The sequence below is a fragment of the Pontiella desulfatans genome (assembly GCF_900890425.1).
Classification (GTDB): Bacteria; Verrucomicrobiota; Kiritimatiellia; order Kiritimatiellales; family Pontiellaceae; genus Pontiella; species Pontiella desulfatans.
On the sequence record NZ_CAAHFG010000001.1, the window covers coordinates 4116122 to 4139033 of the forward strand.

Below are 22912 nucleotides of genomic sequence, written 5' to 3' on the forward strand. Positions count from 1 at the left end.
CACCGCATCATTTTGCACTAAATCATTTTGCCTAAATCCGTCAGCACCGTTTTTGAGACCCCGTCGCAACGAACTGGAGGGCGAGGTTCCATCCGAGCCGCCCGCCAGATCGGATCGTTATTCACCGCAAACCTCCTTCGCCAAGGCTACGGCGGTCAAGCATCGCGCAGGGAAACGCAAAGACGGGGCGGGAATTAATTCTGGAGTACGGAGGGAACTGAAAGGCCACGCCGCTTTAAAAACCGGTGCGGATGGTATTTCTACAGGACAATTGAACGACAAGACTATTTCGGTGCGGGTGGATTTTTTGAACCACAGCGCCCGCACCGGAAATAGTCCTGTTGTTAATCGTCTTGTGAAAAAAAATGGTTGGAGGGCGAGGTTCCATCCGAGCCGTTCGTGGAGGGGCGGACGCCGTCCGCCCGGGCGCACGGCGTGCGCCCCTCCAGCAAGGCATCGCAGGCGTTGGGATGGCCACGAAGAGGCGCAAAATTCACAAGACAGGATCATAGAATGACAGGATCATGGAATGACAGGATCATTTGCTTAACCGCGAATGAACACTAATTTCCCCTGCGCCCGCACCGGAAATGGTCCTGTTATAAATAGTCCTGTAAAATCTCTCCGTCCGCACCGAGAATCATTTTGCCAAAATCCTGCCCAGCCCGGCCATGAGCAGGCAAGAAAGCCCGCTCCACATATTGGAGGGCGAGGTTCCAATCGAGCCGCCCGTGGAGGGGCGGACGCCGTCCGCCCGGGCGCACGGCGTGCGTCCCTCCAGCAACGATTCCATCCGAGCCGCCCGCCGCACCGGATCGTTATTCGCCGCAAACTTCCTTCGCCAAGGCTACGGCGGTCAAGTATCGCGCAGGGAAACGCAAGGACGGTGCGGGCGGATTATTTGACAGAATGATTTGGTGGCAGAATAATTTTGCGGCGCAGCAGCCCTGGAGCAACAGTGCTTAACAGCAACCTAAATTTCAGCATTTTTAACGGCGGAGTTGGCGGCGATGAGCAACTTTCTCATGACCGCCGTAAGCGCGACCATTTTGGGGCGGTGGTTTTCATTTACCAGACGCTGGTAGAACTCGCGCAGAACGGGGTTGTATGTCCTGGCGTTCATGGCAGCCATGTACAGACAGGAGCGCAGCCTGCGCCTTCCTCCGCAGACATGCCGTCTGCCGGACTTGCCCCCGCTGTCCCGGTTGAAGGGAGCGAGTCCCGCCAGCGACGCGATCTCCCTGCGCGAAAGCGTGCCGATCTCGGGGAGATGGGCGAGCAGTGTCACCGCATTGACGATGCCCAGACCTTTGATGGACTGGATGCACTTGGCCTTCTTCGTCATGGTTGCGTCTTCGGCAAGGGTGTCAGTGATTTTCGCTTCGATTTTCTCGAGCTGCTTTTCAAGCCATTTGAGGTGCTGTTTGATCAGTCTGATCATCTCCGGCTCGTCGGCGGTTCCCAAGCGGTTCTTCTCGGCCGTATGCATGTCGCTCAGGTGCACCCTTCGGTCAACGAGAGCGGTGAGCCTACGCTGCGCAGAGGAAGGCTTCTTGGACGGCTTGGGCTCGGTGTGCGACGCAAAGTCGCAAATCATCCGCGCGTCGATCGGGTCGGTCTTGGCGATCTGCCCCATGCCCAGCGCGAAGTGCCGGACACGCGACGGGTTCACGATGCTCGCGGTGCCGTCGGCGGCCATCACCATCCAGGCGGCCATGCGTTCGTAGCCTCCCGTGGACTCGAAGACATAGTGGGCGTTGCCCGCCCAGTTCATAAGCGCCGTGGCACCCTCGCAGGTGTTGTCGAAGCGCCGCGCTGTTTTTCCATTGAAGGCGTCCAGATGCTTCTTGGAAACATCGACGCCGCAGTATACTTTTTCCATGTTCATATTTGCTCCTACTTGCTAATGCGAGCTCGCTCGTACGGCTCATGCAACAGTTCGAGTTCAATATGGCAACCATCCGGCGGATCCGGGCTCCAGGACGTTCGCCCAAGGCGAACCAGTGCGCGACGATCTCACCGGACGGGAACCTCTCCCGGCTGGCCGGCCGGGGGAGGCACTCCTCTACGAGGATTGCACAACCCCTTTCACGGGAAAAAGGATTTCTCCGACGCTATAGAAATTCATTCTCAAAATCCTTTTTCCCTACCTGTTTTGAGTTGGTTGGAAAACATACAAGTGCGCCGACGGCGTCGGCGCTTTCCGTTGTGCGGGCGGTTGAGGAGTCAAAAGACGGCCTGCCATGGGAGTTGAATGCCGAAATGACGAATTAGGCGGCCTGACCCTTTTTTCCAGTCGTAGGCCGCCGGCCAGTCCAGTTCCGTCATTTCCAGAAACAGGATTCTGAGTGCGTAAATGACTTGGCGCAACTGCCAGACCTTAAAACCGGGCGTTCTGCCTAACACATCGAGATAGGAATCGAGATAGGCAGAAGACACAGCGTTCAGTTTAAGCCCGTCCAGCCCATAAACGAACTCCTGCGCACGCCGCACATGCCACTCAGCATTTCGGCCGGAGACCCCGTATTTGGCGAGCTTCTCGGCATACTTGCCCCAGAACACCTGCTCTTTGCCCGACATTTTTCTTTTCACATGCTCTTTAGCCATGCATTCTACCTATCACATAAAAAAAGGCCTGTTAAGGAAATAGATAGGCAGATGCCGTTTCTGCCTAATCAACTGTTCGATCATGAAAAAATATCATTGTCATCCCATAGATATTGAAAAAAAAGGCTGGCATGTGCCGTTGAAATCCTCCACTCGGAGGGTATGAAAAAACAACATAAACACAAGCCAGCCGGACATAGGTATACAACCTTGAAACAATTGTGCAATCTGATTCCCGGACACATGGTGTCGAGCCTTGCGCAGAAGCATGGCGTGGACATTCAAAGCCGGACGTACACGCCGTGGAGCCATGTGGTTTCTTTGCTGTACGCCCACTTCTCCCATGCACTCGGACTCAACGATGTGTGCGACGCGCTCCAGATGAACGCGGCGGCGCTCTCTACCATCCGCGGCGCGGTTCCTCCGTCGCGTAACAACCTGAGCCACGCGAACAAGATCCGCAACGCGGACATGGCCGAAGAGCTCTACTGGTGCATGATGAAGCATCTGATGGATACAGTCCCGGGCTTCGCGAAGGGCAAGGTTCGGCGCGGATACCTCCGGCGCTTCAGCAAGACGATCCATGCGCTGGACTCGACCACGATCCAGCTCGTCGCCAACTGCATGGACTGGGCGAAGCATCGCCGCCGCAAGGCTGCGGCCAAGTGCCACCTGCGCCTCGACCTGCAAAGCTTCCTGCCCCGGTGCGCCATCATCGAAACGGCGAAGCACCATGACAGCACGATGACCCAAAGCCTGTGCGCCAAGCTCAAACCCGGTGAAATCGCCGCGTACGACAAGGACTACAACAAGTTCAAGAATCTTTTCGAGCTGACGGTGCGCGGTGTCTGGTGGGTTGGCCGGGCGAAGGACAACATGCAGTACAAGGTGGTGCGCACCCTCGAAACCACCGGGCACAAGCGCATCCTGCGCGACGAGGTCATCGAGATGGTGGTCGAAGCATCGAAGAAAGCCTATCCGTGCGAGTTGCGCCGGGTCGTGGCGCTGGTCGAGATTAACGGCAAGGATGTCGAAATCGCCTTCATCACCAATCACCTGGAGTGGAGCGCGTGGACGGTCGCCGAACTCTACCGTTGCCGCTGGGACATCGAGGTGTTCTTCAAGGAGATCAAGCAGACGCTCCAACTCTCCGACTTCCTGGGCTACAGCGCCAACGCCGTGCGCTGGCAGATCTGGATGGGGCTGCTGGTCCACCTGCTGATGCGCTGCCTCGCGTTCATGCACGGATGGGAGCACAGCTTCAAGCGGCAGTTCACTGTTGTGCGCGCGGTGCTTTGGCGCCGGTGGAACCTGCCCGCCTTGCTGGATTCCTATGGGACAGCCAAACCGCCCGGCCGCATACGGGGTGCGCCGGAACAGGCGTATCTGCCGGGGTTTGTCTAAGAGCTGTGGGACAGCCATATGCACAAAGCGCGGAACCATGGTTAACCTTCAACAAAAAATCGGAATTGACTAAATGAATCGGACATCAGAAACCTTAACAAAAACGGGGTTTTACTCTCCGTCAGCACCACCTATGGGATGAATGTGAAAAAATATCACAGGAAACATCATGCGATTTGTTAAGCCCGTCATAATCACGTTAGCACTAATCCAGAGCATCTCTTCATATGCTGATAATTTTACGAATGCTACACATGCGATGGAGGTTTATCTAACACGTGGAACCGACTTCAATACCGTCCTGAAGGCAAGTAGGTTTATGAAGGAGAACCCTGAAGAAGTAATTGATCCTTTATTGGAAATTGTAAAAACCAAAGGCTACAAGTGGCAGAGTTGTGGCAGTATTTTGGCACAAACAAAAAATGAAAAAGTCCTTTTTGCCTATATAGAACTGCTTTCCGACAACTTGTATGAAAAAGAAGAAGACGGGTCGCGTAAACAATCCCCGCCACGCGGAGTCTCCTACGGCCGTCAAATAGCCGAATATTTGGGAAAAATGGAGGACAAGAGAGCTCTTCCTGTCCTAAAAAAAGCGGTTGAACAAGGTGATTCCTCAGTCAGCCGTTCCGCTCTTGAAGCTCTATATTATCTTAATGACGTTTCGATGGATGACCTTTTCGAGATGGCAAGCAAAGAGAAGTACAGATCCACACCTCATGTCATATTAAGTATCGCATTCAATGACTGTCGGAGAAACCCAACGTATTTCCTCACAGTCCTTGATCGATACATCGAATCTTTTCCTGATTGGCGGATGGGTGTTGGCATAGCGCATATGTATAAGATGGAAAGCTACAGGAAGCTTGAACGATATAAAGATGCCCTGAAGGAGGCAGACATTGCACTTTCGATTGATGAAATGTTTTTACATTTTGATCACATCAACAAACGGAAAAAACGGATTCTTGACGAAATGAAAAAAGGATCGAAATCGGGTAAGAGGGAGTGACTAGCTCCCTCTCCCCACACCACCAAGCATGCGGGTCCGCACTTGGCGGTTCGCAAGGCACCGTCCGTTTCCGTTCCGCCCTGTGCTAGCGGCGAACCGAGTCCGGGTAGTGCATCCGAGACCATTGTTCCTTCAGACTGACCAGTCCTTGCTCCTTGAGCCACGCGTTGCCCAAGCCCATGTTCGTTGCCAGCGTGCGCGATAGTTTCCAATAGCCTTTGCGGCTACTGACCACCATGTTGATCTGCCGCTCGTCAATGCCGAGCTTGCGCAGTTGTCGCCGACGCATTTTCGGGCGTTTCCACATCTTCCAATAGCACAGCCGTAATCTCCGGCGTATCCATTGGTCGAGCGGTGGAATGGGTTTGTAGTATTCGCTGATGCCAAAGTAGCCCATCCAGCCGCGCATGTATTCGCGCAGCTTCCTCAAACGGTATTGCATGGAGACGCCCCAGCTTCTACCGGTGAGTTCCTTGATGCGCCGTTTGAATTCCTTTTCGGACTTTTGGCTCCAGCGGATCTTTCCGCGTATGATTTGAAACCCGAGGAAGGTGCATTCGTCGAGGCGTGCGACCTTGCTCTTGGTCTCATTGACCTCCAGCAAAAGTTCGCGCTCCAGAAATTTCCGAATACTGGAAAACACCCGTTCGCCCGCCTGCTTGGTCTTCACCATGATGATGAAGTCGTCGGCATAGCGCACGAACTTGAGTCCCCTTCTTTCGAGTTCCTTATCCAGCTCATCGAGCAGGATATTGGCGAGCAACGGCGAGAGCGGGCCGCCCTGCGGGACTCCTCTGCCCGGGTGTATGGACAGCCCATCCGCGATTATCTCCGCCTTTAGATATTTCCTGATCAGTTTCAGCACTCGTTCGTCCTTCACCCGCTTCGCCACACACCGCATCAGCGGGTCGTGGTTCACGGTGTCGAAGAACTTAGAGAGGTCGGCATCGACCGCGATCGGATAATATGAGCGGAACAGCTTCTTTACCTGCCGCACCGCGTCGTGCGCGGAGCGTCCGGGTCTAAAGCCATAACTCGATTCCGAAAAGTGCGGATCGAACAGCGGCGTTAAAACCTGTGCGATGGCCTGCTGGATCACACGATCCAGCACGGTCGGAATCCCTAGCGGACGTTTACTCCCGTCCGGTTTCGGTATCTCGACGCGGCGCACCGCCGCAGGCTTGTACCTGCCGCTGGCCAACGATGAACGGATACCCTCCCAGTGCTGGCGGATAAACCCGAACGCGGCATCGATGGACAACCCGTCCACGCCCGCCGCGCCCTTGTTTGCCTTAACCCGCTTCCATGCCTTGCGCATGTTCTCCAAGTCGAGCACCCGTTCCAATAGTTCATCATGCGGGGTCGCTTGGTCCGCCGCGCAGGGTGCAACTTCTCCGCCATACGGCTTCATCGAAGGCTCCTTTCGCGACGGGGGCGTCCACGCTCCTTGCGTTCAGCCCTTCCCGTCAGGTCAACGGTACTATGGCCTCTGCTGACTCCTTCGGGAGTAACGACGACATTGCTGCCGCCGCCGCTTTCCGTTGCCGGAACGCATATCCCGCAGGCCTCCCCGGATAAGAACACAGACTTCCGCTGCACAACCGCCGCATTTACCGTAGAGGTATTGCCCCGGACTTCGGCATGCTGGGCAACCTCATCCACCTCCTCAGCCTTATATGCGATTTCTGTTCGTCGGCTCACAGTTTTGATCTCCATCTTCCTCCCCACGATCCCTCGCGAGACCGCAGTTGATTTCATCTAGCGCTTCGGCTACCGTCGTTCCCAATGAAAGGAACAGCGGACAGCCGGGCAACGCGCAGGGGACTCGAACCCCATTAGTTTGTGTTCATGCCAGGCGTACCCAGAGCGTTGACCCTACTCGGAAAACGCCCGCTGAGTCAGGCAAAGATTAATTCCCGAGCGGGTCACGCTGAACGTTATGCAAAGAATAATATGAAAAATGACTATATAGACATTGCATTTTCTGACTTCAAAAAACAGAAATCAGTATTCACCGCGTTGCCCGTTGATGCGAACGAAGCCAAAACCCGACTGCAATCAATTGATACCATGCTTTTTGATATTCTTGATTGGGAAAAAGAAGAGGTTGACCCTGAGCAGTATTGCAGAGCCAAGGGATATGCCGATTATGTATGTAGCGTAGAAGGTCAACGCCTGTTAGTCATTGAGGCTAAGCGCTCTGAAAAAACATTTACAGTTAATTCAGAAGCACTTGAGAATAGGCCATATTCGTTTGGATTTATTGCGTCAGAGTCGAAAGATGCAGCCGATGCATTGCAACAAGCTATCGGCTACGCCGCAACTCTCGGAGCACATTATGTTGCAATAACAAATGGTCATCAATGGTTGCTAACTCTAACTTTCGTAGAGGGTAAAGATCTCTCAGAGCGTCTTGTTTTTGTATTTGAGTCTCCAGAGGCTATCGAAAACCGATTCCGATCATTCTGGCAGTGCTTCTCAAAAGAAAAACTAACCCAACATTCCATTGATGAGACTCTTTTAGATATTCTGCTTCGACCTGCGCCCCCAAAAGCCTCATCTAAAATTACGGGTTATCCAAAGCTAGCCACACGAAATGTATTCCAAAATGAACTGTCATATATCTTAGACTATGTATGGCAAGTTATGGCTCAAGATGAAGGTTCTTCAGATTTTGTAAACAACTGTTATGTTAGTCCAGAAAATCACTTGGATGCTATAGCCCTTGTTAAAGAATTGATAGTTAAGAGGTCTGCCGAAGACGCTATAATCACAAAGCATGAAATTCAAAGCATAGATAAACTTCCTCAACAGCTTGCGCAGTTGCCTTCTGAAAAACCGTTCGTGATCTTGGGGCATGTTGGCAGGGGAAAGACTTCTTTTCTTAAATATCTTCGCCATGTGGCCGCATCAGACCTTCTTTCAAGTTTTATTCAGTTGGATATCAATTTTATCGACCGGCCCGACGAATCATCGCAAATCCCAACTTACGTCTATGATGAAATAGAGCGGCAGCTTTTAGACCTCTATGATATCGACATATGTGAAGATCGTTTTGTCCGGGGCGTGTTGAACCCAGAGCTACAGAGGCTTAAGAAAACTCCCCGCGGAATGCTCGCGAAAGAGGATCCCGATAGTTATAAGGTCTATGAACTAGAGAATATTGAACGGATATTAGAAGACAGGCATGCCTATTTAACTCGTGTTTTTCACCATCTAAAAAAAGGCCGTCGATGTTCCGTGGCAATATTTATGGACAACCTTGATCGACGCAAGGTCGATATCCAGGAGCAAGCATTTTTACGTGCATCTGCTATGGCAAGGGATTGGGCAAGCATGACATTTATTTGCCTTCGGCCGGATACTTTTCACAGATCCAGAGAAGGTGGTGTACTAGATGCGATCGCGCCAACGACATTCACGGTTTCAAATCCGGATTTATCACTGGTCTTAAAACGACGTTATGCATACGCTAAGTCTATCGCGGATGGTAAACGACTCACCTCAGCAACCGTTGATGGCTACAACCCTAACATCACCATGAAATTACCTGATGTAAGCACTCTCCTTGCATCATGCGAATTTGCGGCTCGTAAGCGTCACGGGATAATCCCACTTCTTGAGGCTGTTTCCAACGGGAATATCCGAAGGTTGTTGGACATTGCAAAAAATGTGTTGTGTAGTGGTCACCTTGATACAAAGAAGATCTTAGACATAATCAATAAGGATGGAAGCTATGTTATCCCTGATTTTGAGGGGATTAAAGCCCTCCTCTATGGTGAATATCGGCATTATTATGAGATCGAATCTCCGTTTATAAATTTATTCGATATCACTCATGATCAACGGGCAGAGCATTTTTTATCTCTTAGTTGCTTACATTACCTTTCACGTATTTCGCCGGATGGGCCGTCGAGAGGTTTCACAATGCGTCGAGACTTAACTACCTATTTAAGTGGTCTCGGGTTTTCTCTACAGGCAATAGACGATACTCTCCGAAGATTGGAGGCTAAACATTTGATCACTCCGTCTATTTTAAGTGAAGAAGGCGACAATCATCACAGAAGATTTCGCCTTACTTCTCTAGGTAATTTTCACCTGCACCATTTATGTCACGTATTTCAATATTTGGATGCGATGTCTTTAGATACGCCAATCCTCGATGCAACACAACGGCAAGGCATGGTTGACACCATTCATATTAATGAACGTGTTCATCGGACTAAGATCTTTTTGAGTTATCTGGATGATTCCATTAAAGAAATCGGAGATCAAATAATAAGCTCCTTTTGGCTTAATCAAAGTAAAGCTGCGCACAGTGAAATTGCAGAAGTAGAAAAACGAATAGGAACTGCATAACAAGAGGATTGAGTCTATTTCGACAACGCCCTTTTTTTAGGCATAGTCGTTTGCAAAAAGACTCATCCTGAACGTTCGAAGAGGAATAAATGAAACAGATCATAATTTTAATCATAGCGTCATTCATCATTTCTGGGTGTGGCAAACAACCATCATCCAAGGAACCAGAATCTTCGACCTCAAGCTTGGAAATGAAGTCAGAGGATATCGAGTCGATTACCATTTTCTATTTCGATTCTGGGGACAATACATCACCTTCAAAAAACGATAGTAAATGGGTTGTTACAAATCAGTCTGACATCGCCTTTATCAACGATATTATCCAATCATCTATTCCCACATTACAAAGTCAACGATTCGGGGAGTCCATGTCGTGGCACCTTTCAATGATTGGAATCAAGAAGAAGAATCAGGATAAACTGATTGGGATCGCACTTGAGGTGTTAAGAGATGGACTCCCGATATACTGCGATGTTTGGTCGGCTCAAGACCAATATTTCACGATCCCCCAAGACAGCGGAAAAGGGGTCAGGCCGCCTAAATCGTCATTTTTGGCAAAGGGGTCCTTTGATCTTTGTGTTTGATGAACTAAGGGTCATCCAAGAGGTTCCGAATGGCGTTGGAAAAGGCTGAGAATACAAGGGTTTGATGCAGAAGATAACGAGCGGTTTTGGGGCGCGCGGTGGTTGCCCGCTCGGCGGGGCAGGCGGGACGCCTGCGGTACGGTGCCGATTCCTGTCTTGTGCGGGAGCGGGGACATTCCTGTCCCCGACGGGGGCAAGAAAGCCCCCGCTCCGTTGGAAGCACCCATGAGGCCGGATTCGGGCAGAAATATTTGAGGCAGAACGAATCGGTGCCGGGGATAGGGTCGGTCGGGGAACGGCCGCCCTCGGATGGAAGCTCGCCCTCCTCACAGGGGCTCAGGATTCATAAAGCTTAACTCGGGAATGGAACCTCGGTTGAAGACAGATGAATGCGTGGAGCAGGCGTGGGATCAATGCGCAACCTGGAGCCGGACATACTTCTTGTCTTGATCCGTTTCGATCAACACGGCCACGGTTTCCACTTCGCCGTCGTCGCCAATGACCACTTCGAGGAATCCGGTCGTTTCCCAGGTTGTGGCATCGAGCTCCGGAGCCCATTCGGCATAGACGCTGATGCCATCCACCTTGCGGCGGGTGTAGGTGATGACCAAGTTTGGATCGCTGAACGACAGGGCTGTGACGGGAGAATCGGCCGCCAGCGGATCGGTGGCGAAGATCCATTCGAGTTCGTTGGAGTTGGGGTCGCCGTCCGGATTGCCGTTGGCCGAGGTGTCGGTTCCAATGGGTGCGCCCTCGAACGCATCGAGCGCCCACTGGTCGTATACCGAGAGGACGCCGCCTTCCAAGCGAATGTTATCGATCGCGGGGTCGGCCGAGTTCCAAAGGGTGTTTTTCGTCCGGAACCGGATGGTTACGGCGGCGTTGCCGGCATAGTCCGCCAGATCGACCACCGCGTTCGCCCACGCGCTTTCGCTGCTGGCGTGCTGTTGGCCCGAACGCGTCCAGACGTTGGACGTCCAGGTTGAACCGTCGTGAACATCGACCGACAGGAAGTCGATATAGATGCCGAACATGTGGTAGTCGAAGGTGAGCTCCGCGAAGGAGACCGCACTGAGGTCGAAGACGCATTGCACCGAGGTGGTTTTATATGAACCCGCGTCATGCCCCTCCGCATAGAGATAATAGTCGCCGTCGGAGGCGCCGCTGGGGCCGGCCGATGCCGTCGGGGTTCCGCCGCTGTTGCGCGTCCAGTCGTAATCGTCGGCCAAGGATTGCCGCCAGCCGCCGAAGCCGTGTTCGAAACTTTCGGCATAGGGAAGCGGCTGCACCTCCGCGAGGCTGATCGGGCGGGCCGGCTTGATGAACCGGAACTGCAGGTTGTCGGCGGTGTTCGTGTTGGCATCGACATCAATCACGTTCGAATTGGTGATGCGCAACCGCTTGCCGGTCGAGGGATGGTTGATGAAGAACCAACCATGCTGGTTTTCCTGCAGCGCCCATTCCACTGCGCTGCCGGTGGTTCCGGCCGCAGAGAGCCCGACGCTGGAGCCGTTGTAATGCAAGCGGCGTCCGTCGTTGATGCCGACGATATATTTTTTACCGCCCGGCGCGGACTGGAGCATGAACTGATCCGTGGCGATGCGGTGCAGGATATTGGCATGCGTGACGGTATTGCTGGCCGGATGGTCAATCAAGCGCAGGGAGCGCCCCTTGTTGTGAATGATGTAGGCCGTGGTGTCGCGAATCGTCGTATCGCCGTCCCAGCCGGCCAGCAGCAATCCGCACTCGCTCAGATCCTCCCAGCCGGGATCCGTCTTATCGTTGCGGACATGCAGCCCCATGGTCGGGGCATCGTTCACGGTGGGGTCGTCGTTGTTGTCCTCGGTGCCCCACTCGAAGAGGGAATATTTCTTGAGATGGGCAATGCCTTCCGCGCGCCAGAGGAATTCGGCGAGCCAGTTGAAGTTGTCGTTGCGGTTCCATCCGGTGGAGGTTCCGCTCCAGTCCTTCACGGCGAATTCCGTAATCCAGATGGGCTTCCCGTAGGCGCTGTAGAGACTGTTGATGACATTGATGATGTTTTGCGGACTGCCCCCGTTGCAGCCGGCATACCAGTGCAGCGCCATGTATTCGGAACGCAGCCCCCGCTCCGCGGCCATCGCTTCATAGTTTTGGCGCCACGATCCGTTGCTCTGCGCCGGGCACGGGCCAACCAACGGCAACTGCATGCGCTCCAGCCGCGGCCACTGGTCGGCGGCATCCTCTTCCGGGATATTGGACTGTTCGGATTTGTCCGGCTCGTTGAAGCCCATCGCGCAGGTTACCTGGGAGCGGGCGTACCACTTGGGCTGGTCGCGCAGGATCACCGGCGTGTCCGATGTGAGCCAGCCCCACTGCATGGGATGGTAGTCGCCGTATTCGCAGTCGTTTTCGGCGGTGGCGCTCCAGCTGTAGAACCAGTTCGGCCTATACATATCGTTGTAGTGGAAAAAGGCCACCTGCCCTTTTTTCGGGACATGGGTCTGGTAATTGAACGCCCATTCCTGGGAGGCGTCGGAGGTGATGCCCTTCTGGACGGCCGCATTGTCCACCACTTCCAGCGCCTTGCCGCTCCAGACGTTGACGATCCGGAAATGGGTGCCGTCGCCCGAATCCACCAGCCGCCATTTTTGGTGGGGCATGCTGGAATAGGTTCCCTCGACGACCGGCGCGCCTTCCGCCAGCGAAGCCAGCGCAACCTCCAGGCAGTCGCCGGATGCCTTGCTGCGCAGGCGATAGGTATCCGTCCCGATATTCAGCAGGATCTGGAACCCATCCGCGTTCAAGTCCTGGCCGGTGGCGCGGTTTTCGACCGCATGGTATCCATCGTCATAATCCAGGAAGTTTTCCGTTGGCGGCGCCTCGTCCTTCACATCCGTCCAAAGCGGATAGCCGGACTCAAAGTTTTCGGGAAGCACCACCAGTTCACGGATGCGCGGCGCGCCGGCATCGAGCGTCTGGATGCGGATTTTCGAGGTGGTCACCGCGACATCGAACCGGACGTCCCGTTCCAGCCGCGTGTTGCCTGCGATTGCCCCGCCGGCGAAGGCGACCCACGCGGTGCCGTTCCAATACTCCACCTTGAAGTTTTGAATCTGCGTACCCGGTTGGCCCTCCCATCCGGAATAGAGATGGATCCCGCGGATGTTTTCCGCCTGGAGCCACGAAATTTCCAGCTCCTGCGTACCGGCGTCGCCGACCCAGCAGGAGGCATCGTCGGCATAGCCATCCACCGCCAGCTTGGGATAGTTTGCCCCGCTGATGGAGGAGGCTTCCACCTGGCGCAGCTTCGCCAAGTTCAAATCCAGATCCGTTCCGAAAGGCACCATGGAGCCATCGGCCGTCGGCGGATAGAGCGCGAGGTCTTTTACACGGGCCACACTGTCGGTTGTATAGAGCCGAAACCGCTGGGCCGTTACCGGTGCATCGAATGCCATGTTCAGATCGATCGATGCATTGCCCGCGAACACGGCGCCGGGAATATCCACCCAGCCGGCGCCGTCGTGGTATTGCAGCGAAAAGTCGGCCATGGCGTAGCCATCCTGGGCGCCGCTGAAAAGGTGGGCGCTGCCAACCGTCATCGGGGCGGCCAACGCAAGCTCAAGCCAGTGCGGCCCGCCGCTGGGCGTGATCCACCGGCTGTCGCGCGCCACCATGCCATCGGTGGCGAACTGCTTCGGCGTGGCCGAGTTCTGGCTATCGCTTGCCGCAGCCTGGTACTTGGCGAGGTTGAAATGGTTGGGGTGCGCAAAGACCGAACCCGGCTTTGCAGTCACCGAAATGTTATCGATCCATGCGCCGCCACTGACCGAGGGGTCGTTGGCCAGACGCAGGGTGCCGATCTCCGAAACACCGGAGGAACGCGCGCCAAAATCCGCATCGACCAATTCACCGCCATCAAGGAAATCGCCGTCGCCGTTCCAGTCGATGCTCAGCGTGGCGCCCCGGTTGCCGGCCTGGGAAGGCTGGCTGCCCACTTCGATTTTCACACGGATCATGGTGGCGCCCCAGTTGAGGTAGCCATCCACCGCCGGATTCTTGAATCCGTTGTTCACTCCGGTTCCGTTTACCGTGGCTCCCGTTATCTGCCCCGAGGAGTTGACCGTGAAGAAATCCTTGTTGTTGTTCATGCGGAACGAGCATTCGTATGCACGGTTCCCTGCGGCATCCTCCAGCATGAAATAGATGCGCTGGCCATTGGCCTGCCGGGCGGCGTAGAGATCCATTTCGAGCACGAGGGCTTCGCCCCCGGCCAGATCCACGCCACGGCTGAAGACGGCATTAACGGTGTTGGAGATGGAGCCGGAGGTCACGCGGTCGAACATGAGGGCGTTGTTGGATCCGCCATCGGAAATGAGGGCGCCGGGGTTCACATCCGGCAGCGCCCAGGAACCAACCGCCGTTCCCGCATTCAGATTCGCTTCGGAGGCATTGGCGCTTACGGAACCACTGATCGCGGTGGACGCATCGAAGTCGGCGGCGAACACCACCTCGCTTAAATCAACCGCCCCGCTGTTGCCCATGGCAAAATTAAAATCGCGCGTCGACCCCGATAGATCCGGATAAAAATTCCGCGCCAAGAAACCATCGGCATAGGCATCCGACGTATCAAAATAGGCCTTGAGTTCCACCGAGGTGGCCGCATTGGAAAAGGCCAGCGCATAGGTGGTTCCATGCTGCCCGCCCGTCAAGACGATGGGATCGAATTCATAGTAGAGGTAGTCGTTGTTCGCGGCGGCAACCTCGCCACCGGAATAGGTGTGTTCGGCGAGCACGGTCGAATCGTCCGCACTGCTGGAGAAACCCTGGTCGTAGCGAACGATCTTCAGGTTGCTTTCGCCGATAGTGCCGGCATCGACCTTGAAGGCAAAGAAATCGACCGCCCAGAACTCGCCCGCCCCCACGGTGAAGACATGCGCCTTGCCCTGCGCCCCGGTCGTGAGGGCAATCTTTTCCCCGGTTCCCCCCACCAGCGAGCTGGCCACCACATGGGCGATCGTTTCCCCCGAACCCATGACCACGCCCGATGCGGGCGCACTCGCCAAAGAATCGAGGTAAAAACCAGCCATGGCCGCCCTCCCGGCGGTCATCAGCACCAAACAACAGACAATAAATGGGGATTTCTTCATATACATCCTTAACGCCTGGATAGGGCTTATAGTGACAGGCCGACGGGAGATTCGTTCATAAATGGGGTCTACGTAGATTTTTATGGGAGCAATCCATAGCTCATGTGCCAACGGCACAACACAACTTAGCCCTGGACGCAGTCCAAGGAGTCTGGCGAAAGAGAAATATTTGCCCTGAATGGGCAAGTTGTGCTGCCCCTACAGGGCAGAAATTGGGGGATGCCCCGAACCATAGGGCTTCGCCCCATGCTAAATTGTGTTGTGCCGTTGGCACATTTACCCCCACAAAATTCCACGAAGAACCATAAATGGCAGGAAAGAGGCCGGGGCAGGCAGACCGCCAATCCGCACAAGACCAGGCCGTTGCGGGCGGGCTATGCGTGGAGCAGGCGTGACGCGGTACGATTGCCGCTCCGCCCTCGGCCAGTTTTCCGGAACCACCGGAACGGCGGCCATTCATTCACCCTTGAAACGGATATGAACCGCTGATGAACACCGAAGACTCGGATTCTTTACCACAGAGATCCCAGAGGCACAGAGCAACCTAATCCTCTGAACCTCAATGTCCTCTAGCGCTGCGGGTGGTGAAAACTTGTCCGGAAAACCAGAAATTGACGGATAGTAGTGCAGATACCATAACAGGATATGCAGAACCGATATCCAAACCCATAGGGAGGGTGGAATAAATTTCGTATCTTCCTGTATATCAGCGTCCACCCGTGTTCATCCGTGGTTCCATTCCCGAATTAAGGTTCACGGGTTGCCCCGCACGCGGGCCGACCCTCCGGGGATTCGCCCAACGCCGAAACAACAGGCGTTAAATCCCCCATCGCAGACGCCCACAAGAACAAAAACATCATACTTGCATAAGTATGATACATGCTTTTGGCAAGCTATTATTGGACAGGATCAAATATCCTACTTGCATAAGTATGATAATTGAGTGGCATGGATTCCACATGCCTAGTCTTGATTTCCGGGGTGGTTTACCCGGCCCCTTCGACGCGGTCGGCTTCCTGCTGGCGGATGGCCTCTTCGTGGATGGATTGCATGACCTGCAGAACAAAGTCTTCGGACAGATCGAGCCCGATGCCTTTGTTGACGCGATCCTGCACGATTTCCTGCCAACGGTGCGGCTGGAGCGTGGATACATTCTGCTCGGTCTTGAGCCGCCCCATCTCGCGCACAATGTCCATCCGCTTGCCGAGCAGCTCGAGTATGTTGCTATCGAGCTCATCGACATCCTCGCGAAGTTCGCTCATGCGGTTGAGGAACGTGGCGCTGTTGCTCTGTTCGTGTGGAAGCTCCAGATCCGCAACCATCGAAACAAACTGGGCGGGGGTGAGTTGCTGGGCGGCATCGGAAAGCGCGCTGGGCGGGTCGGGATGCACCTCGACCATGAGGCCGTCGAACAACAGATCCATCGCTTCCTGGGCAATGGTTGCAATGAGGCTGGCTTTGCCGCAGATATGGCTCGGGTCGCAAATGATCGGCACCTCGGGCATGAGGCGCATCAATTCGATCGGCATCTTCCAGGCCGGCGCGTTGCGGTAGCGCATTTCGAGCGCTGAACTGACGCCGCGGTGGATGGCGCCGAGCTTGGTGAGCCCGGCATTGGCCAGGCGTTCGATTGCGCCGACCCAGAGCCCGGTGTCGGCACTCATTGGATTCTTCACGAAGACGGGCACATCGGTTCCGCGCAGGGCATCGGCGATGGCCTGGACGGAAAATGGATTGGTGGTGGTGCGGGCGCCGACCCAAAGCACGTCCAGGCCATATTCCAGGCAGGCCTCCACGTGGGAGGGCTCGGCGACTTCGGTGCCGATCTTCAGTCCGGTTTCGCTACGGGCGCGATCCATCCAAGCGAGCCCCTTCAGGCCCACGCCCTCGAAGCTGCCCGGCCGCGTCCTCGGCTTCCAGATGCCGGCCCGGAAAAAGCCGACACCCTTTTCCGTCAACGCATGCGCCGTCTCAAGGACCTGCTGCTCGCTCTCCGCACTGCACGGCCCCGCCGCCAGGAAAATGTTGTCCAGGGGAAACCCCCACTGCTTGATGATATCCTTGCCCATAGCCATTCCTTGTTGGTTCAAAACGCCTAATAGTTCCATGTTTGGGGCCAAGGTGCAACCGTTGCGCTTGCGGAATGCGGGGATGGGCTGTAGGGTTCCGGTTTCAAAAGAAAGGGAGACCTATGATAGATATCGACACAGCGAAAAAAATCGCGGTTCTAATCGACGCGGAGAACGCCTCGCACAAGATGCTCGGGCCGGTGCTCAACGAACTTTCCAAACATGGACACATCATTGTAAAGAAGGCCTACGGCGACTGGAGCAGCAAGCATCTGGTCAATTGGAAGACGCCGCTGAACGAGCTGGCGATCAATCCGGTGCAGCAGTTTTCCTATACGCAGGGCAAGAATTCGTCGGATGCGGCGATGATTATCGATACGATGGACTTGCTCTATACCGAGCAGTTCGACGCCATTGCGCTGGTGACTTCCGATAGCGATTTCACCAAGCTCGCCTCGCGGTTGAAGGAATCGCAGATTTTCGTATTCGGCGTTGGCGAGAGCAAAACGCCCACGGCGTTCCGCAACGCCTGCGACGACTTTATCCTGACCGAGGTGCTCGAGCTTCCGGAGGAGGAAGAGGAAAAACCCACGGCGAAGAAAGCAACCCAGAAGACCGCGGCAAAGAGGCCCGACCAGCAGACGCTGAAACAGGACACCAAGCTGGTGAACATTCTCCGGAACGCCGTGGATGAATATGCGGACGACGACGGCTGGGCGGTGCTCTCCACCTGCGGAAGCCTGGTCAAGCGGCAGTATCCGGATTTCGATCCGCGCAAATATGGCTTCAAAACCTTCACCCTGCTGTTCGAGGGCATTGGACTGTTCGACATCGATCGCCGCAAAACGGGATCGAGGAACACGGTGTTCGTGAAGGATAAGAAGAAATAGGCATCGGGGAATGCGCCCGCAGCGGAATTTCTTGTTTTCCTGACCAATTTTCACCACCCGCTGCGCTAGAGGACACTGAGGCACTGAGGATTAGGATGCTCTGTGTCTCTGGTTTCTCTGTGGTGAAAACTGACGTAGCTTTATACTTTTCATAGCACTAGAAGCCGCTGGAGATCTTGGCTTCGGGGAAGGCGGAGAGACCGACCGAGAACATGATCTGGTGTTCGTCTTCGTCGTAAAGATGGTAGCCGAGGCCATAGCGCATGCAGCACCAGTTCATGTAGCCGATCACGGCGACCTCCTGGAGATCGTCGTCGCGGTCGTTGTAGCGCCCGTAGAATTCCAGTGAATATTTTCCGTTCGGATAGAGGTCCAGGCGCGGGGTCCACAACGATTTCTGGTCGGCCTGGTAGAGATGCTCCAGCCCGAAGATGATATCGTTCTTGTTGTAGGAGAGGCGCGTATCGAAGAAGGGCACCCGGCCTTCGTTCCAGTCCCACTCCCCTTCGGCATCGACCATCAGCCGCTTGGTGAGGGGCATGCGCGCATCGAGGAAGAGGGAGTCGAAATCGTTCCCGGTTCCATGGTCTTCGATGAGGTAGTGGGTATAGAGGTCGAGGTCGATGAACCGCGAGACGCGGTTGTCGCGCTTGGTTTGCAGCACATTGCGCAGGCCGAGCTTCACCTTGTTTTCGTCCTGCAGCGTGTCGATGGAATCGAACTGGTAGAGTTCTCCGGGGGCGGCGGAGCTGTCTTGGTAGATATAGTCGGCATAGGGTTCGATCTTGTGGCGCAAACCTTTGCCGTACCAGCGCTCGCGCTCCGAAAGCACCTTGTTGGCCTGGAACGAAACCTCCATGCCGGCACTGGGAATGTTGCGAAGCTCGTCCCCGCCGGGGACGGTTTCGGAATAGTAGGTTGCGCGGTAGCCGGCCCGCGGCACCAGGCTGAGGAAGCCGAGCCGGCCGGGCAGGAAGACGGTGTTGGCGGAATCGAGCCGCGCGGCACCGTAGGGCACATCGTTTGTGTTCAGCGTGCCGATGGTCCGGTCGAGGTCGGCGATGGCGTTTTCGCTCTGGAAGTAGAGCGGGGTGCCGGGGATTTTCGTACGGTAGAGATCGAGCGAATATTCCCAGCGGTCGGTGTTGTCGTAGAAATCGTTCAGCCGCTGGTTGGCGAAGGCCTCGGTGCCGATGGTGCTGTTGCCGTAGACCCACGACATGTAGTTTTCGGGCTGGGCATAGCTGCGGTATTCGTCCTTGAAGAATTCCTCAATGATAGCCGGGTCGCTCAGATAGTTGAGCTTGGTGTTCACATAGAAGGTGTCGTCGAAGCGCTGGAGGTGCTCGAACTTGAAGCGGTAGCGGTCGTCGCCGATCTCCTGCCCGATCCTCGACGCTTCGTCGAATTTCGAATGGGGATCCTGGTCTTTCAGGTAGAATGCGGCAAACTTGCCGATGGCCTTCGGGTGCTCCCAGGAGAAACCCTGGCCCACGCCCACGCCGCGGTCGCTGTAGAGGTTGAGGTCGGTGATGGATTCGAAATACGGCGTCCAAGGCACCGTGGCCTTGACCATTCCATAGACGCCCCACTCGCTGCTGATTCCGGCTTCGAAGCTGAGGATTCCCTTTTGAAGCTTATGGCGCCAATAGGGCCAATAGAACACCGGCACACCGCCCAGATAGACGGTAACGCCCTTCGCCTTGATATATTCGTCGTCGATGAGATAGGCCTCTTTCGCCCGGAGATGGAAGTGGGGATGGTCTTTTTCGCAGGTCGTGAAGGTGGCGCCGCGCATCAGATAGGTGTTGGTCGAGACGCGCTCGACATGGTCGACGCTCATCAGGACGGGGTCGAACTTCAGCGACGACGGGCCGAAGTCCCCGGTCTGGCTCATATAGTTGTAGTCGAGCTCGGTGCCATCCCAGACCACGTTGTCGCGCTCGAAATGGATGTTGCCCTCCAGCCGCAGGTCGCCGGTTTGGGTGTTGCCCGAGGCCTGGTCGGCGGTAATCACGGCATTTTCAAAGCGGCCGGTCACGCCGCCGCTGGCAATGATGGTTTCGTTCGTATACTCGATGCGCGCGGCGGTGATATCGAAGGGTTCGTCGGGGATCTCCTTCGGGATATCCATATCGAGCGCGGCGGCGCAGGCCACCAGCCCCCACGCCCCGAGCAACCATCGTATCAACCTAGCTTTCGGCATTCAGGGGATCCTTTGTGAACGGGAGGGGTTTGGAACGGGGGGCATTCGGGGTGCGCGCCTTGATCGGCAAGGCCAGGAACGCCCGGAGTTCCGCAATGCGTTCCTCGGCATCCGGCACGAGCTGGCTCTTGGGATATTCCTCGATCATCTTTTCATAGTAGATGATCGCCGCCTCGGGTTCCTTCGGCACTTTGGCATAGAACGCGGCTTCGTTGAACACCCTGCCGGCCTTCACCTCATAGAGTTCGTTGCGCATCTGGATGATATCGCTCCGGCGCTTGGACGAGGGGAACGAGGAGAGGTAGACGGTGGTGGCGACCAGGGTGCGGTCGAGCACATCGGAGTTGGCCGGGAATTGTTTGCGGAGCTTGACGAGGCAGTCGATCTGCTGCCACGCGGCCTCTTCGGCATAGTCGCTCTCCGGGTAGCGATAGCCCAGCACGCCATAGGCGCTGATGGCAAGTTCATAGTCCTTGGCATCCTGGCTGCACTTGCCGATCATGAACTGCGCTTCGGGGGCACGCTCCCACTGAGGCCCGTTGCGGATGACCTCCTCGAAATATTCGATGGCATATTCGGGCGCGCGGTAGCCCCCGAGGATCCAGCGCAACCGGCGACGGTTCATCACCTTCACCGCAACCTGGAACTGGCGCTCCAACGCCGAATCATAATTGGACATCTGGCCGGAATAGTTGCTGATCAGATATTGATAGGCATTGAAGGCGTCCTTCCACTTCTTGCGCTCGAACAGCATATCGGCGCGCGCCCGGGCCGCCCGGGGGGCCTCCTTGCTGTTGGGCCAACGCCGGAAGAGGTAGAGCATTTGGCGATCGGCCTTTTTCCGGAACCCCTTGTCGCGCGTCTTGCAGGCATGGGCCCACTGCTCGGACGGTGTATCCATCTTTTTGTCGAGGGTCGCACGCCAGGTGGTTTTCCCCTGGTCCTCGATCACATACACCTCGGACTTCGAGCGGCAGCCGCTACCGGCCAACACCGCCAGCAACGCCATCAAAGACAATATTTTTTGAAATAATCGCATAATCAGAACAATCTAGGAAACCAGCCCTTTGCAAGCAATACGCAATACGCAATACGTACTAATTAATAGCTTTTCGCAAACACCACGCGACCGGAACTCGGCTTGCCGCAGCAGATGCACGCGCCCGCCCCGCCCTCGGCGCGGTCGAACGGAACGGTTCGGATGGTCACGGAAAGCTCGTCGTTGATCTTGTCTTCGCACTCGGAACCGTCGCACCAATGGCTCATGGCAAAGCCGCCGTGCGCTTCCGGGCGCTCCTTGTTTTCCGGCGTGAAGAACTGCACGAACTCCTCGTAGGAATCGATTTCCCGGGTGTTTTCGGCCCGGTGGGCCAATGCCCGCTGGAGGAGCCCCTGCTGGATGTCCTCCAACGTTGCCACAATGCCGTCCACGAAGGCATCCTTGTCGATGCCCTGCTTCTCGCCGGTGTCGCGGCGCGCCATGAAGACCGAGTTGTTCGCCATGTCGCGCGGCCCCACCTCGGCGCGGACCGGGATGCCCTTCTTGACCCAGCCCCAGCCCTTTTCCCCGGCGTTGATGTCGCGGCTATCGACAACCACTTCCACCTCCCGCTCATGGAAACGCTGTTTCCGGAGGTTGGCGGCAATCTCGTTGCAGTAGGCCAGGATGGCCTCGCGATCCTCCTCGTTGCGGATGATCGGCAGGATCACCACGTGGCTCGGGGCCAGGCGCGGAGGCATGATCATGCCGTCGTCGTCGCCGTGCGTCATGATCATGCCGCCGATCAGACGGGTCGAAACGCCCCACGAGGTCGTCCAGGCATAATCGCGGCCGCCATCGCGGTTGCTGTATTGAATGCCCGATGCCTTGGCGAAATTCTGGCCGAGGAAATGGCTGGTTCCCGCCTGCAGCGCCTTGCGGTCCTGCATCATGGCCTCGATGCACAGCGTGCTCACCGCGCCGGGGAAGCGTTCGCCGGCGGTCTTTTCGCCGGTCAACACGGGCATGGCCATGAATTCCTCGGCAAACGTTTTATAGACTTCAAGCATCTTGCGGGTTTCCTCCCATGCCTCGGCCTCGGTTTCGTGGGCGGTGTGGCCCTCCTGCCAGAGGAATTCGGCGGTGCGCAGGAACAGGCGCGTGCGCATTTCCCAGCGCACCACGTTGGCCCACTGGTTGATCAGGATCGGCAGGTCGCGGTAGCTCTCCACCCATTTCGCATAGGTTGCGCCAATGATGGTTTCGGAGGTCGGGCGGACAATCAGCGGCTCCTCGAGCTCGCCGGCCGGATGCAGCTTGCCGTCCTCGCCCTGCTCCAGGCGGTGGTGGGTGACCACCGCGCACTCCTTGGCAAAGCCCTCCACGTGCTCGGCTTCCTTCTCGAGGTAGCTTTTCGGAATGAAAATCGGGAAATAGGCGTTCACATGGCCGGTATCCTTGAACATCTTGTCCAGGCCGCGCTGGATGTTTTCCCACAGCGCATAGCCCCAGGGCTTGATCACCATGCAGCCGCGCACATCGCTGTTTTCGGCCAACTCGGCCGCACGCACCACCTGCTGGTACCATTCCGGATAATTCTCGTCCCGCGTCGGGGTAATCGCCGTTTTCTTCTGCTTTGCCATGAATCGTTCTCCTAAAAAATGAAGCGCGGAATC

Annotated in this window: 15 protein-coding genes; 5 read left to right on the forward strand and 10 right to left on the reverse strand. The window is 55.8% G+C overall.

Annotation, left to right across the window (positions count from 1 at the left end; all coding sequences use genetic code 11):
* Positions 1-344: 344 nt before the first annotated feature.
* The 4 genes from E9954_RS32515 to E9954_RS14580 form a co-directional block, all read right to left on the reverse strand.
* A complete protein-coding gene (locus tag E9954_RS32515) occupies positions 345-497 on the reverse strand; it encodes a hypothetical protein (RefSeq protein WP_168442272.1) in 153 nt (50 codons plus the stop codon).
* A 143-nt stretch (positions 498-640) separates the two neighbouring features.
* On the reverse strand, positions 641-793 hold the full coding sequence (locus tag E9954_RS32520; RefSeq protein ID WP_168442273.1) for a hypothetical protein: 153 nt from the start codon (positions 791-793) through the stop codon (positions 641-643).
* 180 nt (positions 794-973) lie between these two features.
* Complete coding sequence (locus E9954_RS14575) at positions 974-1888, reverse strand: IS110 family RNA-guided transposase (RefSeq protein ID WP_136078668.1); 915 nt, start codon at positions 1886-1888, stop codon at positions 974-976.
* A 338-nt stretch (positions 1889-2226) separates the two neighbouring features.
* Positions 2227-2607: a hypothetical protein gene (locus E9954_RS14580; RefSeq protein ID WP_136079876.1), complete on the reverse strand. Its 381-nt coding sequence runs from the start codon at positions 2605-2607 to the stop codon at positions 2227-2229.
* Positions 2608-2769: 162 nt separating this feature from the next.
* Here E9954_RS14580 and E9954_RS14585 point away from each other — a divergent pair, with 162 nt between their 5' ends.
* Together E9954_RS14585 and E9954_RS14590 are read left to right on the forward strand one after the other, a co-directional pair.
* Entirely contained in the window at positions 2770-4011 is a 1242-nt protein-coding gene (locus E9954_RS14585) for an IS4 family transposase (protein WP_136079877.1), read from the forward strand.
* Between the two features lie 169 nt (positions 4012-4180).
* Entirely contained in the window at positions 4181-5020 is an 840-nt protein-coding gene (locus tag E9954_RS14590; protein ID WP_136079878.1) for a HEAT repeat domain-containing protein, read from the forward strand.
* A gap of 85 nt (positions 5021-5105) precedes the next feature.
* Here the strand turns inward: E9954_RS14590 and ltrA are convergent, their stop codons facing one another.
* Positions 5106-6431, reverse strand: a complete 1326-nt coding sequence (ltrA, locus tag E9954_RS14595; protein ID WP_136079879.1) for a group II intron reverse transcriptase/maturase — start codon at positions 6429-6431, stop codon at positions 5106-5108.
* A gap of 542 nt (positions 6432-6973) precedes the next feature.
* Between ltrA and E9954_RS14600 the strand changes: the two genes are divergently transcribed.
* Together E9954_RS14600 and E9954_RS14605 are read left to right on the forward strand one after the other, a co-directional pair.
* Positions 6974-9379 (forward strand): hypothetical protein, encoded by a 2406-nt coding sequence (locus E9954_RS14600; RefSeq protein ID WP_136079880.1) that lies wholly within the window; start codon positions 6974-6976, stop codon positions 9377-9379.
* An 89-nt stretch (positions 9380-9468) separates the two neighbouring features.
* Positions 9469-9963, forward strand: a complete 495-nt coding sequence (locus E9954_RS14605; protein WP_136079881.1) for a hypothetical protein — start codon at positions 9469-9471, stop codon at positions 9961-9963.
* A gap of 410 nt (positions 9964-10373) precedes the next feature.
* Here E9954_RS14605 and E9954_RS14610 read toward each other — a convergent pair whose 3' ends face one another.
* Together E9954_RS14610 and E9954_RS14615 are read right to left on the reverse strand one after the other, a co-directional pair.
* On the reverse strand, positions 10374-15092 hold the full coding sequence (locus E9954_RS14610) for a glycosyl hydrolase (protein WP_168442274.1): 4719 nt from the start codon (positions 15090-15092) through the stop codon (positions 10374-10376).
* 986 nt (positions 15093-16078) lie between these two features.
* Positions 16079-17161, reverse strand: a complete 1083-nt coding sequence (locus E9954_RS14615) for a bifunctional 3-deoxy-7-phosphoheptulonate synthase/chorismate mutase type II (RefSeq protein WP_222847186.1) — start codon at positions 17159-17161, stop codon at positions 16079-16081.
* 122 nt (positions 17162-17283) lie between these two features.
* Between E9954_RS14615 and E9954_RS14620 the strand changes: the two genes are divergently transcribed.
* Positions 17284-18051: an NYN domain-containing protein gene (locus E9954_RS14620; protein ID WP_136079884.1), complete on the forward strand. Its 768-nt coding sequence runs from the start codon at positions 17284-17286 to the stop codon at positions 18049-18051.
* 157 nt (positions 18052-18208) lie between these two features.
* Here E9954_RS14620 and E9954_RS14625 read toward each other — a convergent pair whose 3' ends face one another.
* From E9954_RS14625 to proS, 3 genes are all read right to left on the reverse strand, one after another.
* Positions 18209-20257 carry an LPS-assembly protein LptD gene (locus E9954_RS14625; protein ID WP_136079885.1) on the reverse strand — a complete coding sequence of 683 codons (2049 nt, stop codon included), beginning with the start codon at positions 20255-20257 and terminating at the stop codon, positions 18209-18211.
* Positions 20244-21296: an outer membrane protein assembly factor BamD gene (locus E9954_RS14630; protein WP_136079886.1), complete on the reverse strand. Its 1053-nt coding sequence runs from the start codon at positions 21294-21296 to the stop codon at positions 20244-20246. Before E9954_RS14630 ends, E9954_RS14625 begins: the two co-directional genes overlap by 14 nt.
* 62 nt (positions 21297-21358) lie before the next feature.
* The gene (proS, locus tag E9954_RS14635) at positions 21359-22879 is read right to left on the reverse strand and encodes a proline--tRNA ligase (RefSeq protein ID WP_136079887.1); all 1521 of its coding nucleotides are present in this window, start codon (positions 22877-22879) and stop codon (positions 21359-21361) included.
* Between the last annotated feature and the right edge of the window lie 33 nt (positions 22880-22912).